We start from the raw sequence: 15,371 nt of genomic DNA on the forward strand, positions 1-15,371 counted from the left end.
CTACTAACCAGACTCTTAGCTAATATGGATTTTATATTATGTTAAATTGAGTGTTTTATAGTAATCGACACCTCTTACTACAGCTTTAGCGCAGATTTCACAACGTTATCTTGCTTTAATAAATGGTTTGAAAATGTGTGAGATGATAAATAACGCAAGTGCTATTGCCGTGGCAGGAATTAACACCAGAAACCAGAAAACAGCTTTAACGAAGGTATTCATTATTTGTAGCCTATAAATGGGATTGAAATACGACTTACTACCAGATTGGATTCGCTATCACGGTCCCATTTACAGACCACTTTTCCTATAGGGGTTTCCCCTTGTATTGAATAACCAGGACGCCAATAATCGTTAATTGTAAGATTAAATCTCAATTCGTTGGCCAAGCTCTGGGATGTTGGCGTGCCAGTTGTGCTGCTTGGCTACCTGCTGAAATTGTACTTTAGTGTCTTGTTCGCCATGTACCAGATATAGTCTGGGTTTGTTTGTAAAATGCGATAACCAGTCCAATAATTGTGATTGGCTTGCATGGGCTGAAAAACCACCCATTGTGTGAATTTGTGCATTTACGGCAATGTCATCACCGGCCATTTTTATGCGTTTTATGCCATCAACCAAAGAACGTCCTGGTGTGCCAACGGCTTGAAATCCCACAAATATTACGTGCGATTGTTTACGCCATAGGTTTTGCTTAAGATGGTGCTTTATGCGCCCGCCATTACACATACCGCTACCAGCAATAATAATGGCTCCACTTACTACTTTATTCAGGCTGATTGATTCTTCTGTAGTGGTCGAGTATTTCAACATGGGCAACAATGAATGCAGACTGCGCGATTTACTGTGCATAAGCTGCGCGCTTTCATTAATTTCCGCCATATCTTCATCGTTAAACACGTCCTGGTATTTTTGATAAATCTCCGTTACGGCAATAGCCATTGGGCTGTCCAGATAGACACGCTGATGTGTTAGTTTGCCTTTTTGAAAAAGCTCGCCCAGCCTGAAAATAATCTCCTGGGTTCGTCCAACTGCAAATGATGGGATAAGAATATTGCCACCATTCTGACTCGCTTCTTCAATAACTTGTTCAAATTCATCGAGGGTTTCTTCCATAGAACGATGATTGCGATCGCCGTAAGTGGTTTCCATAAGTACGACATCTGCTTCGGTAATCACTTCCGGATCGCGCAATAACGCAGCCTGAGAGTTACCCAGGTCTCCGGAAAACACCAGTTTTCGGTGGTGATTTCCGTGCTCTATAAAGATTTCTACAATCGCTGATCCCAGTATGTGGCCAGCATCGCGAAAACAGATCTCAACGCCAGGGACTATAGTAATTCGCTTACCGTATTTAATGCCCTGACAAAGTAACATTACGCCGTCTACTTCTTCTTCCCGGTACAACGGCTCTATTAATTTTTTACCTGCTCGTTTTCGTTTTTTATTTTCCCATTCAGCATCTTTTTCCTGTAATGATGCAGCGTCTTTAAGCAGAACTTCAATGAGATCCTTTGTAGGTCGAGTCATATATATGGGTTTGTTGTAGCCGTCTCGAGCTAAAATGGGCAGTCTGCCAGAATGGTCAAGGTGAGCGTGAGACAGCACCACTGCATCAATATCAGACACATAAAATGGCAGGGGTTTATAGTTGTTTTTCTCCTCTTCCTTTCGCCCCTGGAACAAGCCACAGTCGAGCAACACTTTATACTTTCCCGTATCCAACAAATACATTGAACCGGTTACCCCTTCAATTGCGCCGTAAAAGGTTAATGTTGCCATGTGCCCTCTCCTTTTATTTGTATTGTTATGAATTACTTTTTCTCAACGTTTCGATTTTGTTTTCAATGGTTTGAATTCGACTGAATGCTTTCATCCACATTTGTCCGATTTGCAGCGTTTCCGCCAGTTTGTCTAAGGTATGAGCCATTTGGGCAACGGAAATACTGCCGCGTGTTGCACTAAGTATCAGGTCGGCCTTTACCGCTTCATGTTGCTGCCTGAGTGCTTCGTAAGCAGACAACATATCATCATCGTTCAGATAAGCCTTTTTGCGTACCTTGTATAAATAGTCGTAGCAATGAGCTTGAAAGTCATTGATTTGCATAAGCATTGTGCTGTCTTCAATGTGCTCGTCAAAGGTGTTTAACTGAATGATGTTTTCAAGCTTTAAAATCACATTTAACAGGTAATGCTCTACCCGCATCATGGTCGCCAGTGAGATTGTTGTGTCTTTGCTTAGAGCAGCACTTTCTACACTCACAATGAATTCAGAAATTGCCTGAGAGAGTACTTTAAGCACCTGAATATCGGCTGCATATTTGTTGGTGTTTGAGTTGTGTAATACCTGTACGCGTTGATACAAATCCAGGTACTTATCACTCGTAGATAGCAACTCAAGAATTATCGCGTTAACGGCCAAATCGGGCGTTTGAGCAATGGTTTTATCCAGATATTGTGGCTTGGATGACTGTTCTTCCCGGGAGGTAAATCGATGGTCCAGAAACGCAGCAAACCTGTCATTAACCGGGAAAATAAGTAACACACCAAGCACGTTAAAAACAGTATGAAAAATAGCCAGCGTTACACCATTATTGGCTTCAACCTGAAAGAACGCGGTGATTTCATGGATGATATAAAACAGTACCGGTAAAATAAGGAGTGCCACTATGGCGGTTGCAACATTAAATGTCACTTGCGCCGCAGCAACTCTTTTGGCATTTGCGGTAGCGCCGATAGACGCGAGTAATGCCGTAGACGTGGTACCAATATTGGCTCCAATTACCATGGCACCTGCCGCATAAATGCCTACTACGCCACTGGTTGCCGCTGTTATGGTAAGCGCAATCGATGCACTGGAGGATTGGGTGAGTACAGTCATTACAAATCCCACCACCAAAAACAGCAAAATGCCACTGATCCCGTCAGCAGAAAGTTGCGAAATATCAAAAGCCTGAACAATGCCTTCAAAGGCATTTTTAAGAATATCTACACCAACAAAAAACAGCCCGAAACCCACTAACGCCAATCCTACAGAGGCAAACCGAGAACCGGGCTTTAACAAGCGGAACAGCATACCTAGACCAACCAGTGGCAAGGCAATTGTCTGTATATTCAGTTTAAAACCTACGATTGCAACCAGCCAGCCTGTAATAGTAGTGCCGATATTGGAGCCATAAATAATGCCGAGGGCCTGCCGCATGGAAATCAATCCGGCATTCACAAACCCCAGAGATGCCACCGTCACTGCACTGGATGATTGTACTAATGCGGTCATGGTAAAGCCTGATATTACGCCGCGTAGCGGGGTCTTACTCCACGTTGACAACAAATGACGCAACGCACTGCCGGCAGCCAGTTTTAAACCGTCTGTCATCATACTGATGGCAAGCAAAAATAGCCCCAGCCCGCCTAATACACTGCCCGCAAGTACTACTGAATCCATTTTGTGTCCTGTTTTGCAATAATGTTTGTATTTATAATTAGATGATTTAGTGGTGTTTGTTCCGCACAATTAATGCGTCAGTGCGAAGATGCTCCAGTATTTTCTCTGCGGTATTACCCAGCAATAATCCGCGTATGCCGGTTCTGGCAATATTGCCCAGAACAACAAGATTTAAGTGATGCTGCCTGGTATAGGATTGAATTTCTCTCGGTGGGTAGCCAGCTGTTACCGATAGAATGGCATCCTTTCCATCGTGAAGCGCCGACGTAAATTCAACTAACTTTTCATGTGTAGTGGCGACGTGTTTTTGCAACCGCTCATACGGTTCTACCAGGTCAAGTTCGGTACTTACCAGCGAGACTGGAATAACACTCAACACGTGTAACATTGCTGCCAATCGTTCTGTCAGAGAACATGCAGCGTCCAAAACTCCCGTATTTAATGCGGCATGTTCTTTAGTATCATCAAGTATATCGATGGTTGCCAGAACACCTATTGAACGCCCTGCCCAACTGCGTTTACTGCATAACATGACTGCCCACTCACTATTAGATCGAAGCAACGATTTCACACCATTTAACCAATCGCTTCCTGGCTGTTCTTGCTGTCGGGTCAACATAATTAACTGGGCATCGCGCAATTCAGCTTGTTCTGCGATGAATGAAAAATGCTTTTTGTGAGCACCCAAAGGCAGCGTTATGTGATCCAACTGGCAGCCTTTATCCTTGAGCGATGAGAGTTTATTCAGAATATGAGGTTTATTCGTGAACCTGTATTCACCAAACGGATAGACGAGGGTTAGCTGATTAACCGACATCAATTCACACTTCTCCAACATTGAGTAAATTGCGCTTTCTGAATCAGGTACCGCCAAAACTGAGTTATACATTCTTCTTATAAAGTAAGGTCATTTTTATTAAGTGTAGACCTGGTCGCCTATTTTTAATGTGATACATGTCAATTGATTGTTAAAAACTGATAGCACGCGAACCCGGTGACTTTTGTCTACAAGACCCATCCCAATAACATGTATTGAATTGGTCAGTAATTCCGTAAAGTTAGTCGTATTTGTTTACTGAAAACCGTGTTTTTATCTGTTGAGGTGTATAGGATGAACACTTAACTTTGAATGAAGGCAATATCGTGAAATCTTATCCTGCTATCTTTGCGCTCGTCACCACCCTTGCGTATAGCCATGTGAGTGCACAAACCAACGACACGTCGTCTTTTAACGCGGCAAAATCTACGTTGCCGGAGTACCTTACCTTTCTTAGTTTGCCGAATGTGGCGTCTGAGTCTGCTGAAAACATGCAGAAAAATGCTCAATGGTTGGCAAATACCTACAGGAAATATGGTTTTAAAACCCAATTATTGGCCGAACCCGATAACATGCCAATGGTGTATGCCGAGTATGAAGATACGTCGCCAAACCGGCCGACGATATTGTTTTATGCCCATTTTGATGGACAACCGGTTTCACCTGAACAGTGGGCACAACCCGATCCCTGGCAACCTGTATTAAAAGAAAAACGGGGGAATTATTGGGAAGTATTACCTCTATCTTCGTTACTTGATACCGCGAGTCCCAATCCTGAATGGCGTGTGTTTGCCAGGTCTGCTTCAGATGACAAAGCGCCCATCATGATGTTGTTAGCTGCCATAAAAGCACTGCGTGATAGTGGTAAGTCACCCGCAGTCAATATTAAGGTGCTGCTTGATTCTCGCGAGGAAAATGGCTCACCTACCCTTAAAAAAGTCATTCTGGATAATCGTGAAAAATTAAACGCAGATGCAGCTATTTTTATGGACGGTCCTTTACACGACAGCAACGCACCTACCGTGGTGTACGGGCACAGGGGTATTAGTCTGATTCACATTACCGTTTACGGACCCAGTGGCAATATCCACAGTGGTCACTTTGGAAATGTTGTGATGAATCCGGCAGAAACGTTAGCTACGTTACTCGCAAGTTTTAAATCAAGTAATGGACGGGTGGTTATTCCGGGCTATTACGACGGCATTGTAATAACCGAAGCCGAAAAATCAGCGATTGCAGCCATTCCTGTTGATCACAAACAAATGGCTACAAATGTGGGTGTAAGCAGTGTTAAGTTAGTCGACAGCGACTATTATACTTCGTTGCTTTACCCCTCACTGAACATCAATAGTATGGTGGCCGCCGACCCAAATAAACCGCGTACGGTGATACCGGCAAACGCTACTGCCAGGATAGATATCCGCACCGTTACTGCAACACCGGGTTTAAGGCAGGTAGAGCTGATTAAGACCTTCATGAAAAGCCAGGGCTTTCATTTGACAGAGGGCGAACCAACCGAGCTGGAGCGTGGTGAACATCAAAAACTGGCCAGTGTTACCTATTTGGGTGGGGCGGCAGCTTTGCAAACCCCACTTACTTCTCCAGTGGGAGCCTGGGTAAAAGCATCCATGAACACGCCACCTATCGAAATTCCTATCATGGGCGGAACAGTGCCAACAGAAGGTATCGCTGAAGGTTTAGGTATTCCGGTGGTGTTATTGCCCTTGGTCAATCGCGATAATAACCAGCATGCACCTAACGAAAACCTGCGAATTGGCAATTATTTTACTGGTAGCGCAATAATAGAGTCGTTGTTACTTACTGAATTTAAAAATTAGCCAATTCATTGATTTTCTTTCTGAAATTTGGCGTTACGCGAAATATTAAATCGTCAGAATGGGTTACGCGTAACGCTTCTGAGGCAGCTGTTTTTATTCTTCGTCTTTTTCCAGCGCCTTTTGGCTTTCGTAACGGTATACCGCTATCAGTAAATCATTCCACTTGTTGGTAAGCTCAGGATGTTCCTGAATTAACTTTGCCATATGCGCTTCTGCTTTTTCATGCTCATCACGAAGATAAGGTGCTAAATCAGAGTCATTGGGCATCATTGCAAAATTAACAGCACTGCCCTGAAAATTATCCTGAATTTTTTCTGCTCTGATTAGCCTTACATATCGTGGCTCGCACTCCATACGTTTTATATTGCTACCTATAGTTGAACGATATTCACACAACATATCAAAGTACTTATCAGGATTAATGGCATTATAAGCTTCGAAAAATTCGAGGCGCTTTTTCTTAACTGCACTGCGCATTTGCACCAGAGATTGGTCACCCGTGACGGTAATAACTTCAACATCGTCCTGCGCAGGTGAGGCATTGGCAAAAGTCGATATACTGAATACTGCGATTAAAGCGGTTAAAAGAGTTGTTCTCACTGGATTCTCCATATCATTTCAATAGCTTAACTAAATTAGTCACTGGAATTTTTCAATGCTTTGTGGCTTTCGTAGCGATATAACGCGACTAACAAATCATTCCACTTACTGGTGAGTTCAGGATATTCCTGAATTAACTTTGCCATATGTGCTTCGGCTTTATCGTGTTGCGCCCGTAATAATGGCGTGAGCTCAGTTTCAGACGGGACCTTATTAAGGTAAAACCTAAAGCCATGAATGTTGTCTCTTACCTGTTCCGACCTTATCAACTGAACGTAGCGTGGCTCGCATTCCAATGATTTAATGTGACTGCCAATGTCGGCACGATAATCGCACATCATATCGAAGTATTTATCGGTATTTACTGCGTTGTAAGCCTGGTAAAACTCAATTTGCTTTTGTTTTGTCGTAGTACGCATTTGCGTAAGTGATTGATCACCGGTTACTGTGATCACTTCAATGTTTTCGCGGTCAGGAGATGCGAAAACAATCGACGGGATTGACAAGGTAATTGCTAAGCCAAAAATGACTGTACAATAAAAATTCACTTCATCCTCCACAGGGTTAACTATTGGCACGACACCCAGTCTATCGTGCCAAATAACAGTATAAACCTGTCTATGAGGATAGAATTGAGCGCTATTTATTTACATCTACAACTACTCTGCCCTGTACCTGTCCAGACAGAAAATCAGGGGCAATCGCTAGTGCGTCTGCCAAGCCTGCATTTTGGGTAATCAAGGCCAGGCTCTCGGGTGGCAGATCGGTTGCAATTCTTGCCCAGGCTTTCTCTCGTACTGCCAGTGATTGGGTGACACTGTTTATACCGAGTAACTTAACACCACGCAAAATAAAGGGGGCTACTGTTGAAGGAAAGTCCATGCCCTGCGCCAATCCGCAGGCTGCCACTGCACCTTCTGACATTGTTGAGGCACAAGCATTAGCCAGCGTATGGCTACCCACGGAGTCAACAACACCTGCCCATCGCTCTTTAGCCAGTGGGCGACCAGGCTCGCTGAACTGTGATCGGCTTATAACTTCCGATGCACCAAGGGCTTTCAGTGTATCAGCCTGTTCCATACGGCCAGTAGAGGCAACTACGGTGTACCCCAGCTTTGCTAGAATCGCAATTGCCGTGGTACCGACTCCGCCATTAGCACCAGTAACCAGGATTTCTCCTTTGTCTGGAGTAATGTTGTGCGACTCCAGCGCCATAACACATAACATAGCGGTGTAACCCGCTGTGCCTACGTTCATTGCATGATAGGGTGTAATAGTATTAGGTAACAACTGAACGAAAGCTGAATCAACAGCCGCTTTTTGCGCAAGACCACCCCAGTATTGCTCTCCCAGGCCCCAGCCATTAACCAATACGTTGTCTCCAGGATTGAATTTCGCAGAGCGACTTGAAAGCACTGTGCCTGCCAGATCGATACCGGCAACCATAGGGAATGTTCTCACTACCGGACTCTTACCGGTTATTGCTAAGGCATCCTTGTAATTCAGCGTACTGTAATGTACTTCTATGATCACGTCTTCATCAGGTAACGCCGTATCTTCCAGCGCAGCAATATCTGCGTGATAACCATTGTCGTCTTTGGATATATAAACAGCATTAAACATAGTGCCTCCTGTTTAGGATTTGTAGGGGATGTTTAGGATAGTAATAGACATGTTGTCTGGTTCGGATTCAGGTTAGTCGGGCTAAAAATACGGTGGCAAATTTACGCATGGGAACGTCAGATTGCATGACCTTTGCGCTTAAAATGGCACCTTCCCAGCCAATCCAAAAAAATTCAGCTTGCTCCTGGCAATCTATTTCAGTTGCAATCTGACCAAGATCTTGTGCTTGTTTGAGCGTTGCCGATAACAATGCAGTCCAGTGTTGCAGGCAGTCTGCCAGTGGCTGTTTGAACGCTTCCGCCAGAATGGGCATTTCCTGTCCAAAATTGCCGATAAGACAGCCACGGGTAAAGCGGTATTTCTGCATACCCTCCACCGCTTCTTCAATAAAGCGCTTTATTCCCTCAACCGGTGTTGCAGGTTCACTGTTAAAACAACGCTTCAACTTGGCACAAAAATACTGGTCGTAATGCGCAATAACCTGCAGTCCAAAATCGTCCTTGCTTTTAAAATAGTGATAAAACGAGCCTTTGGGCACGCCTACTCGTTTCAGAATGTAATCAATTCCTACGGTATTAAAACCGCGCTCAGTAAGAATGGCCATGCCGGTAAGCAGCAATGCCTGCTTGGTATCATCGAAACTTCTGGCTTGTTTAGGTGGGCGTCCCCGTTTTGCTATGGTCATTGCAACATCTCAATCATAACGCTTTTTTTAATTATTATAGACCAGTCGTCTATAAATCAAGATTTATTTTAGACCATATGTCTACAGCATTGTTATTAATTATTTTTTCTACAAGTGCGACTGGCCGCCAAACATAAAGTAACTACCTGATTTCAACCTGTTCAAGTACTAAAAAATATGCGGTCATCATATTCAAGGAAAGGGTGTGGTCTGCGCTATATTCACACTTACAGAAATAGCGGATTATGATTGATGTAAAAATGAATCTACAACGCCTCAGTTTTGCGCATACCGCTACAGCGCTTGGAGCAATATTTCACGTTCTCCCAATCGCGCTCCCATTTTTTTCGCCAACTGAATGGTCGTTGGCACACCGGGCACATCTTGGTGGGTAATGCTGATTTTTTCATTACGCAGAATCCAGTTTAGATAACAACGCTTGAGCTTGTTCTTGCATGTCGCTAATCGTTTCTTCCGACATTCGCCATAGACTTTTGTAGATTAAGGCCATGCGCGGATTCTTAGACAGTGTGTGCTGATGCTTAATCAGAAAATCCCAGTATAAATAGTTAAATGGGCAGGCCTTCGCTCCGGTTTTTTTAGACACCGCATAGCCACAATTTTTACAATAATCAGACATCCGGTTGATGTATTGCCCGCTGGCAATATAGGGTTTACTGGCCAGTTTTCCGCCATCTGCGAACAGTATCATGCCGCTGACGTTGGGCATTTCCACCCATTCATAAGCATCGGCATACACCAACAAGTACCATTCATTTACTGCAACAGGATCCAAACCCGCGAGCAGACTGAAATTACCAATAACCATTAAACGCTGAATGTGATGAGCGTAAGCATGTTTTTTGGTATCCCCAATACACTGGCGCATACAGTTCATATTGGTGTGCGCAGTCCAGTAAAAGTCCGGCAATGCCCTGCTGTGCTCAAAAAAGTTGTCGTGTTTTAATGCAGGCATGCAATGCCAGTAAAATCCCCTTACGTATTCCCGCCAGCCCAGTATTTGCCTGATAAAGCCTTCAACTGCATTTAGCGGTGCGGCGTTGTTGAAGTAGGCCTGTTCTGCCATTTGCATTACCTCCAACGGTAACAGCAAACCGCAGTTCAAATAAAACGACAGATGCGAATGAAACAGCCAAACGTCACCTTCCCGCATGGCATCCTGATAATCGCCAAATGACGGTAAACGCTGCTTAATAAATTGTTTCGCGACTTCCATCGCTTGTTCACGTGTTACTGCGTAGCAAAAGTCTCTGGCGCTGCCCATATGGTCGTTGAATACATCTTCAACCAATGAAATAACAGACTGGGTGATGTTATCAGGCGCAACGGTATAGGGTTTGGGTGGACGTATATCCGATGGCATGGATTTTCTATTGTCATGGTCGAAGTTCCACTTACCGCCAATGGGCTGACTGCCTTCCATTAACAAACCAGTTTGTTTGCGCATTTCCCGGTAAAAATACTCCATGCGCCACTGCTTTCTGCCGTCGGCCCAGTCACTGAATTGCTCAGGTGTTGATATAAATCGGTTGTCTGGGCGTATGTCAACCAGCACACCCAGCACTTGCTGCCATTGCTGCATACTCTGTAGTAAACGGTATTCACCGGGAAAGGTAACCACCACAGAAGAACAATCAAAGCGGCGTAGTGCACACTTTACTTCGTCTAGCAGCGAGCCCTGATTATCCGGGTCGTCGTAATAACGATACGCTACGGTATAACCGGCCTCTGTGAGTTCAGCGGCAAAATGTCGCATGGCTGAAAAAATCAATACGATTTTCTTTTTGTGATGTTTTACATAAGTGGCTTCTTCGCGCACTTCCGCTATCAATATCACATCGTTTTGTTTATCGCAGTCAGTGAGACTTGATATGTTGTGGCTTAACTGATCGCCCAACACCAGCCTGAGTACACCAGCCATTTATTTACCTTTTGTATCGGCAAAAGCATCGAGTGCCCGTTGCCTGCTCGCTTTTAAATCCACTATGGGTTTGGGATAATTTTTGCCAAGTATCACACCGGCATACGCCATAATGTTGGATGGTGCTTCCCAGGGTTTATGTATATATTTATCAGGTATTTTTGCCAGTTCAGGGCAGTATTTCTTTACGTATTCCCCTTGCTTATCGAATTTTTCACCCTGTAATACCGGGTTAAAGATCCTGAAATACGGCGCAGCATCGGCGCCTGAGCCTGCCACCCACTGCCAACTGGCAGCATTACTTGCCCGGTCTGCATCCAGTAAGCAATCCCAGAACCAACGCTCGCCTTTACGCCAGTCTATCAATAGATTCTTCACCAGAAAGGAACCCACTATCATGCGGACACGATTATGCATGTAACCGGTTTGCCATAATTCACGCATACCAGCATCAATAATGGGGATACCCGTTTGGCCTTTACACCATGCCTTAAACCCCGTTTCATCATCGCGCCATCTGAAATGATTAAACTGCGGATTAAAATTGTCAGTTGGCAGGGTTGGAAAGTGATACAACAGGTAGTAGCTAAATTCCCGCCAGCCTAATTCACTTAAAAAACAATCAAGGTGTGTGTTGTCAGGCTGGTTAAAAGCGTCGTTCAGGGCATACCAAACCTGATTGGGAGAAATCTCGCCGAAGTGCAGATGCGGCGACAAATGGGATGTGCCTTTAACAGACGGAATATTTCGTTGGTCTTCATAGCCTTTAGCGGCATTGCTGATGAATTCACTTAACTGAGCCGCCGCCCCTTCTTCCCCTGGTTGCCAGTGATCATAAAACTCACTGGCCCAATCGAGGGTGGGCAATAAATTAAGTGAATCAATAGCAAGCCCAATGCTACTCACGTTTGCGAAGTTGATTGTCTCTGGTGCGGCGATAGGATAACGAGGGCTGGTTGCCTGTAAACAACCTTTGCGGTAATAAGGGGTAAAGACTTTGTATACACCACCGTCTTGCTTGCGAATACTCATGGGCTCCCACAACAAGCTCGCATTAAAGCTAGACACCACACAACCGGCCTCTTTTAACGCGTGCTTTATAACGGTGTCGCGTTCAATGGCAGCCGGCTCGTAACATCGGTTCCAGAATACCGCTTTTGCGTTAAAAGCTGAGACCAATTCAGGAAGTATAGTGCGAGGATCGCCCTCAAACACCTGAAGATGCCCATTAAGCTTATTGTTCAACGCATTGAGTGAGTGATGCAACCACCAGTTTGCCGCCCCTCCGGGCTGTTCGTCGGTATGAATGGTGATGTCTTTAATAAACACCGGGACAATAGCACCTGCGTCAACCGCTGCCTGAAGTGCCGGATTGTCTTTTATTCGCAAATCTTGTCTGAACCAAACCAAATTTACCGGTTGAGTCACGGGTTATCCTTCTTTGATATTTGAGCATTAATACGTAATTCAGGACAAAACGATCGCCTCTCCTGAATAAATACTGTGTTTCTGGATGTATATTTTTTTGAATTTAGCACGCGTTGTGAATCCGAATACATCAGTACACCGTAATAATGGCATGAAAACACACAGTACGACTGGCCTTTACTGGTTCAGACATGATTTAAGACTTCACGACCAGCCTTCGCTTGCTAAAACAGCTCAGCAATGCGATGCCCTCATTCTATTGTATGTTATTGATCCGCAATGGTTTAAAACCAACCAGTTTGAACTGGTTGCAATGGGGGCCCACCGTCAGCAATTTTTGTATGAATCGCTGGTAACTCTTAACGACAACTTAAAAGCAAATAATCAAACACTGCATGTAGTGGTGGGCGACCCGGTAGAAACGGTTTGCTCTATGATTCGCGCGCATAACATCTCAATTTTTGGCTTTGGTAACCATCAGGGCTTTTACGAACGCCAGCAGATAAACAGCGTAGTGAGAAAGTTTGACTCTCTCACCATTGTAAGCAGCCATAACGCGAGTTTATTTACGCCCGATTCACTGCCATTTTCACTTGATAACATGCCTGACGGATTCACCCCGTTCAGAAAGCAGGTAGAGCAACGGATAATGCCCGAGCCGTGTGTACCCGCACATTATGGCTTTCCACCGCCTCCGGCAATAGCGCAGACAGATTGGCAGACATTACCGTTACACCATGGCGCCATATCCGCTTTTCAGGGCGGAGAAAACGCAGCGCTTAAACAATTGCAATACTACCTGTTCGACAGCGACTTGATTTCAACCTACAAAGAAACCCGCAACGGGCTGGATGGGTGGGACTACTCAAGTAAATTGTCAGCCTGGCTGGCCAACGGGTGTGTGTCCCCGCGCCGGGTATATCAGGAACTCAAGCGTTACGAGCGTGAACGCACTGAAAATGACTCTACGTACTGGCTTTACTTTGAACTTCTCTGGCGGGAGTTCTTCTATTGGCAGCAGGCCAAACACGGTAGTAAATGGTTTAGTCAAACTGGCATTAAAAACACTATCTCCCACTCAGCATGCAACACTGATATCATCAAGCAGTGGCAAGCAGGCCAAACCAACAACGCTTATGTAAACGCCTGTTTGCGGCAACTCAATGCCACCGGCTACCTCTCAAATCGCGGTCGTCAATGGGTAGCGAGCTATTTTGTGAATGAACTGGCACAAGATTGGCGCTTTGGTGCAGCCTATTTTGAGCAACAACTCGTTGATTATGATGTAGGCGCTAACTGGGGAAACTGGCAATACCTTGCTGGGGTCGGCAGCGACCCTCGAGGACAACGTCAGTTCAATCTGGCCAAACAAGCACAAATGTATGATCCCAGTAGGCAATTCCTTCGATTATGGGGCGAACGTAATGCTTCCTGATAAAACGCTTATCTTTTGTGATCTTTAAGCCATTCATTTAGTAATTTAATCTGACCACATTTATAGGCCGCAAACATCAGCCTAATGGAGTTAGACAATATTTCACTATCACTCCAACCAGTTTTTTGCTGGATCTCGTCGTAACAACTCAATGCCTCTGGGCTAACATAGCCTCTCACCTGTTTCTTGCCTGCTTCTTTTTGGCGATCGCGGAATCGCTTTTGTTTGTCTGCATTTACCCGCGGATTATTTTTAGGCTGTGTCATGAATTCACTATACACTTAATGGAAAATAGAAACCGTGCTGCGTAAGAACGAAGACGTACGCAACACATCCGTTTTGCTATGTTTTCATTGTAGCACGGCGGGATAATGCAAAAAAATTACTGTTCAGAGTTGTTTAGCTTACAAGTGTTCGCTAAATTACACGGGAATTTTTATTTCGATGGGAAAACAATGACAACTAATAAATCAAGTTTCACCAGAGAGGACCTGCTAGCCTGTAGTCGTGGTGAGATGTTTGGCCCGGGTAACAGCCAGTTACCGGCTCCTAATATGCTGATGATGGACCGTATTAACCTTATCGCTGAAGAAGGCGGTGAATTTGGAAAGGGTCAAATTATTGCAGAACTGGATATTACACCCGATCTTTGGTTTTTCGATTGTCACTTCCCTGGCGATCCAGTTATGCCAGGATGTTTAGGATTAGACGCAATGTGGCAATTAGTTGGTTTCTTCCTTGGATGGAGCGGTGGTCCGGGCAAAGGCCGTGCATTAGGCGTGGGTGAAGTAAAATTTACCGGACAAATTCTACCTACAGCAAAGAAAGTAACCTATAAGATTCAAATGAAGCGCGTAGTTAAACGCCGTTTGTTTATGGGTTTGGCTGATGGCGTAGTAGAAGTGGATGGGCGTGAAATTTACGCAGCGAAAGATTTGAAAGTGGGTCTGTTCCAGGATACCAGTTCTTTCTAAGCCAACTGTCTGAATACATCCTGTAAAAAAGCCCCTTGCTGGGGCTTTTGACTAAAGAGATGTTAACGAACCGTCATTCCTAACTGACGGTCTTCCATGGCCTCTCTCCACCCACCTAACCACTCTGAACGAGCATCACTCGCCTGAAACGGACATAGTTCTTTAGAGCGACCGCTAATTCCAGCATGATAACCTTTTGCATGGGCACGAGTCAGTTTATCTCTTTTCTGTCTTTTCATTGAATAGCCTCTTTAATTGGATTGAACCAGTGAACGCATTCGGCCAACGACTCAAATCTTTAGTCAATGCAGACGTGGCAATTAATTTGTTCACCTCTACTTAGATAGTGCATGTGGCCAGGTGGTTCAAGAATCTTTATTTTTTTTTGCTATTGACAAATTCTAAGTTAATGAAAGACTTTCGGTTTTTATATTACATTTTTTTTGCATAATTGTTTCAGGTTTTAAAAGTAAACGCTATAAGCATAGCGCTTCTTAATTATTAAGCTGTTAAGACAAACTTTTACACTGCCTAATAGAAAAATACCCCGCTATTGCGAGGTATTTATTATGCGAGCTAAACGA

15 protein-coding genes are annotated in these 15,371 nt (G+C 44.4%); 3 read left to right on the forward strand and 12 right to left on the reverse strand.

Annotation, left to right across the window (positions count from 1 at the left end; all coding sequences use genetic code 11):
- Nucleotides 1-366 precede the first annotated feature (366 nt).
- The 3 genes from FJ444_RS07490 to FJ444_RS07500 are packed head-to-tail and all read right to left on the reverse strand — an operon-like array spanning nucleotide 367 to nucleotide 4,283.
- Nucleotides 367-1,782, reverse strand: coding sequence for an MBL fold metallo-hydrolase RNA specificity domain-containing protein (locus tag FJ444_RS07490; protein ID WP_140957431.1), 1,416 nt, complete (start codon nucleotides 1,780-1,782; stop codon nucleotides 367-369).
- 25 nt (nucleotides 1,783-1,807) lie between these two features.
- Nucleotides 1,808-3,445 (reverse strand): Na/Pi cotransporter family protein, encoded by a 1,638-nt coding sequence (locus tag FJ444_RS07495; protein WP_140957432.1) that lies wholly within the window; start codon nucleotides 3,443-3,445, stop codon nucleotides 1,808-1,810.
- Nucleotides 3,446-3,491: 46 nt separating this feature from the next.
- On the reverse strand, nucleotides 3,492-4,283 hold the full coding sequence (locus FJ444_RS07500; protein ID WP_181405094.1) for a universal stress protein: 792 nt from the start codon (nucleotides 4,281-4,283) through the stop codon (nucleotides 3,492-3,494).
- Nucleotides 4,284-4,588: 305 nt separating this feature from the next.
- Here FJ444_RS07500 and FJ444_RS07505 point away from each other — a divergent pair, with 305 nt between their 5' ends.
- Nucleotides 4,589-6,100, forward strand: coding sequence for a M20/M25/M40 family metallo-hydrolase (locus FJ444_RS07505; RefSeq protein WP_140957436.1), 1,512 nt, complete (start codon nucleotides 4,589-4,591; stop codon nucleotides 6,098-6,100).
- Nucleotides 6,101-6,193: 93 nt separating this feature from the next.
- On the opposite strand, the gene FJ444_RS07510 is transcribed toward FJ444_RS07505, so the two are convergent.
- The 7 genes from FJ444_RS07510 to FJ444_RS07540 form a co-directional block, all read right to left on the reverse strand.
- On the reverse strand, nucleotides 6,194-6,700 hold the full coding sequence (locus FJ444_RS07510; protein ID WP_140957438.1) for a hypothetical protein: 507 nt from the start codon (nucleotides 6,698-6,700) through the stop codon (nucleotides 6,194-6,196).
- A gap of 35 nt (nucleotides 6,701-6,735) precedes the next feature.
- Nucleotides 6,736-7,248 carry a hypothetical protein gene (locus FJ444_RS07515; protein ID WP_140957440.1) on the reverse strand — a complete coding sequence of 171 codons (513 nt, stop codon included), beginning with the start codon at nucleotides 7,246-7,248 and terminating at the stop codon, nucleotides 6,736-6,738.
- A gap of 91 nt (nucleotides 7,249-7,339) precedes the next feature.
- Nucleotides 7,340-8,323 carry an MDR family oxidoreductase gene (locus FJ444_RS07520; RefSeq protein WP_140957442.1) on the reverse strand — a complete coding sequence of 328 codons (984 nt, stop codon included), beginning with the start codon at nucleotides 8,321-8,323 and terminating at the stop codon, nucleotides 7,340-7,342.
- A gap of 67 nt (nucleotides 8,324-8,390) precedes the next feature.
- A complete protein-coding gene (locus tag FJ444_RS07525; protein WP_140957444.1) occupies nucleotides 8,391-9,008 on the reverse strand; it encodes a TetR/AcrR family transcriptional regulator in 618 nt (205 codons plus the stop codon).
- A 266-nt stretch (nucleotides 9,009-9,274) separates the two neighbouring features.
- Nucleotides 9,275-9,418: a DUF2256 domain-containing protein gene (locus tag FJ444_RS07530; RefSeq protein ID WP_140957445.1), complete on the reverse strand. Its 144-nt coding sequence runs from the start codon at nucleotides 9,416-9,418 to the stop codon at nucleotides 9,275-9,277.
- The gene (locus FJ444_RS07535; protein WP_140957447.1) at nucleotides 9,418-10,950 is read right to left on the reverse strand and encodes a cryptochrome/photolyase family protein; all 1,533 of its coding nucleotides are present in this window, start codon (nucleotides 10,948-10,950) and stop codon (nucleotides 9,418-9,420) included. Before FJ444_RS07535 ends, FJ444_RS07530 begins: the two co-directional genes overlap by 1 nt.
- The gene (locus FJ444_RS07540; protein WP_140957449.1) at nucleotides 10,951-12,378 is read right to left on the reverse strand and encodes a deoxyribodipyrimidine photo-lyase; all 1,428 of its coding nucleotides are present in this window, start codon (nucleotides 12,376-12,378) and stop codon (nucleotides 10,951-10,953) included. It abuts the gene before it with no gap.
- Between the two features lie 151 nt (nucleotides 12,379-12,529).
- Between FJ444_RS07540 and FJ444_RS07545 the strand changes: the two genes are divergently transcribed.
- Nucleotides 12,530-13,813 carry a DASH family cryptochrome gene (locus FJ444_RS07545; protein WP_140957451.1) on the forward strand — a complete coding sequence of 428 codons (1,284 nt, stop codon included), beginning with the start codon at nucleotides 12,530-12,532 and terminating at the stop codon, nucleotides 13,811-13,813.
- Between the two features lie 8 nt (nucleotides 13,814-13,821).
- Here the strand turns inward: FJ444_RS07545 and FJ444_RS07550 are convergent, their stop codons facing one another.
- On the reverse strand, nucleotides 13,822-14,079 hold the full coding sequence (locus FJ444_RS07550) for a hypothetical protein (RefSeq protein ID WP_140957453.1): 258 nt from the start codon (nucleotides 14,077-14,079) through the stop codon (nucleotides 13,822-13,824).
- Between the two features lie 189 nt (nucleotides 14,080-14,268).
- On the opposite strand from FJ444_RS07550, the gene fabA reads away from it, so the two are divergent.
- A complete protein-coding gene (fabA, locus tag FJ444_RS07555) occupies nucleotides 14,269-14,787 on the forward strand; it encodes a 3-hydroxyacyl-[acyl-carrier-protein] dehydratase FabA (protein ID WP_140957455.1) in 519 nt (172 codons plus the stop codon).
- A gap of 62 nt (nucleotides 14,788-14,849) precedes the next feature.
- On the opposite strand, the gene rmf is transcribed toward fabA, so the two are convergent.
- Nucleotides 14,850-15,026, reverse strand: coding sequence for a ribosome modulation factor (gene rmf, locus FJ444_RS07560; protein ID WP_140957457.1), 177 nt, complete (start codon nucleotides 15,024-15,026; stop codon nucleotides 14,850-14,852).
- Nucleotides 15,027-15,371 lie beyond the last annotated feature (345 nt).

Source organism: Aestuariibacter sp. GS-14, assembly GCF_006494365.1.
Classification (GTDB): Bacteria; Pseudomonadota; Gammaproteobacteria; order Enterobacterales; family Alteromonadaceae; genus Alteromonas; species Alteromonas mangrovi.

Coding starts and splice junctions, on each gene's coding strand:
- FJ444_RS07530 (WP_140957445.1), bottom strand. CDS start 9,418: ATGAAAAAATCAGCATTACCCACCAAGATGTGCCCGGTGTGCCAACGA.
- FJ444_RS07545 (WP_140957451.1), top strand. CDS start 12,530: ATGAAAACACACAGTACGACTGGCCTTTACTGGTTCAGACATGATTTA.
- FJ444_RS07500 (WP_181405094.1), bottom strand. CDS start 4,283: ATGTTGGAGAAGTGTGAATTGATGTCGGTTAATCAGCTAACCCTCGTC.
- FJ444_RS07490 (WP_140957431.1), bottom strand. CDS start 1,782: ATGGCAACATTAACCTTTTACGGCGCAATTGAAGGGGTAACCGGTTCA.
- FJ444_RS07550 (WP_140957453.1), bottom strand. CDS start 14,079: ATGACACAGCCTAAAAATAATCCGCGGGTAAATGCAGACAAACAAAAG.
- FJ444_RS07535 (WP_140957447.1), bottom strand. CDS start 10,950: ATGGCTGGTGTACTCAGGCTGGTGTTGGGCGATCAGTTAAGCCACAAC.
- FJ444_RS07495 (WP_140957432.1), bottom strand. CDS start 3,445: ATGGATTCAGTAGTACTTGCGGGCAGTGTATTAGGCGGGCTGGGGCTA.
- fabA (WP_140957455.1), top strand. CDS start 14,269: ATGACAACTAATAAATCAAGTTTCACCAGAGAGGACCTGCTAGCCTGT.
- FJ444_RS07520 (WP_140957442.1), bottom strand. CDS start 8,323: ATGTTTAATGCTGTTTATATATCCAAAGACGACAATGGTTATCACGCA.
- rmf (WP_140957457.1), bottom strand. CDS start 15,026: ATGAAAAGACAGAAAAGAGATAAACTGACTCGTGCCCATGCAAAAGGT.
- FJ444_RS07525 (WP_140957444.1), bottom strand. CDS start 9,008: ATGACCATAGCAAAACGGGGACGCCCACCTAAACAAGCCAGAAGTTTC.